Here is a 1,851-nt window from a genome sequence, read left to right as displayed (position 1 = left end):
AGCGATGCGAGAGCGGGGGAAGGCGCGCAGCGCCACAGGGGGGTGTTGCTCTCAGTGTCCCGAGGCGCCCGAGGCGCCAAAGCCGGTCTCCGAGCGCACCTGCTGCGCCGGGAAGGCGGCGCGTTCGCGTGCGGCGTTGGCGCTGCGGTCGGTGATCGAGAACAGCCACACGCCGATGAAGCCGATCGCCATCGAGAACAGCGCCGGCGACGTGTAGGGGAACCAGGCCGAGCCGGCCGGGTGGCCGAGCGTGGCTTCCCACACCGAGGGCGACACGATGGTCAGGCCCACCGACGAGATCAGTCCCAGGAAGCCGCCGACCACGGCGCCGCGCGTCGTGCAGTCCTTCCAGAGCACCGACAGGAACAGCACCGGGAAGTTGGCCGAGGCCGCGATCGCGAAGGCCAGCGACACCATGAAGGCGATGTTCTGCTTCTCGAAGGCGATGCCCAGCACCACGGCGATCGCTCCCAGGGCCAGCGTGGTCATGCGCGAGACCTTCAGTTCCGCGGCGCTGTCGGCCTTGCCCTTCTTGAACACCGTGGCGTACAGGTCGTGCGACACGGCCGAGGCGCCCGAGAGCGTCAGGCCCGCGACCACGGCCAGGATGGTGGCGAAGGCCACGGCCGAGATGAAGCCGTAGAAGATGTTGCCGCCCACCGACTTGGCCACCAGCACGGCCGCCATGTTGGCCGTGCCCGCGCCGCCGTGGATCACGCCCTTGGCGACGTCGGCGAACTCGGGGTTGGTCAGCACCAGGGTGATGGCGCCAAAGCCGATGATGAAGATCAGCACGTAGAAGTAGCCGATCCAGGTCGTGGCCCAGAGCACCGACTTGCGCGCCTGCTTGGCGTCGGGCACGGTGAAGAAGCGCATCAGGATGTGCGGCAGGCCGGCCNAGCACCAGGGTGATGGCGCCAAAGCCGATGATGAAGATCAGCACGTAGAAGTAGCCGATCCAGGTCGTGGCCCAGAGCACCGACTTGCGCGCCTGCTTGGCGTCGGGCACGGTGAAGAAGCGCATCAGGATGTGCGGCAGGCCGGCCGTGCCGAACATCAGCGCCATGCCGAACGAGATCGCCGAGATCGGGTCCTTGATGAAGCCCCCCGGCCCCATGATGGCCAGGCCCGCCTTGGCGGCCTCTTCGGGCGTCTTGCCGGCGTTGCTGGCGATGGCGGCGCGCACTTCCACGCCCTTGGCGAACAGCGCCTCGGGGCTGAAGCCGAACTGCGCCAGCACCATGAAGGCCATGAAGCTCACGCCGGCCAGCAGCAGGCAGGCCTTGATGATCTGCACCCAGGTGGTCGCGGTCATGCCGCCAAACAGCACATAGACCATCATCAGCGCGCCGACGATGACCACGGCCATCCAGTACTCAAGGCCGAACAGCAGCTTGATCAGCTGGCCGGCGCCGACCATCTGCGCGATCAGGTAGAAGGCCACGACCACCAGCGTGCCCGAGGCGGCGAACGCGCGGATCGGGCCCTGCTGGAAGCGGTAGCCGGCCACGTCGGCGAAGGTGAACTTGCCCAGGTTGCGCAGGCGCTCGGCCATCAGGAAGGTGATGATGGGCCAGCCGACCAGAAAGCCCAGCGAGTAGATCAGGCCGTCGTAGCCCGAGGCCATCACGGCCGCCGAAATGCCCAGGAAGGAGGCGGCCGACATGTAGTCGCCGGCAATCGCCAGGCCGTTCTGGAAGCCGGTGATGCCGCCGCCGGCGGTATAGAAGTCGGACGCCGACTTGGTCTTGGCCGCCGCCCACTTGGTGATCCAGAGCGTGCCGGCGACGAAGACGGCAAACATGATGATGGCGGTCCAGTTGGTGGCCTGCTTGGCCGACTGGCCCAGGT

At 67.5% G+C, this 1,851-nt stretch carries 1 protein-coding gene and 1 pseudogene; both read right to left on the bottom strand.

The genetic code is table 11. The annotated features are described in order from the left end of the window. Positions 1-51 precede the first annotated feature (51 nt). Positions 52-876, bottom strand: coding sequence for a hypothetical protein (locus QZH66_RS15605; RefSeq protein ID WP_305806818.1), 825 nt, complete (start codon positions 874-876; stop codon positions 52-54). A gap of 23 nt (positions 877-899) precedes the next feature. Continuing rightward, positions 900-1,849, bottom strand: a pseudogene (gene actP / locus QZH66_RS15600) (cation acetate symporter); the annotation flags it as partial. Positions 1,850-1,851 lie beyond the last annotated feature (2 nt).

The organism is Stenotrophomonas sp. YIM B06876 (assembly GCF_030711595.1).
Lineage (GTDB): Bacteria > Pseudomonadota > Gammaproteobacteria > Xanthomonadales > Xanthomonadaceae > Stenotrophomonas.
Note: the sequence above shows the minus strand (reverse complement) of the source record. Positions and strands in the feature narration are given on the sequence as shown.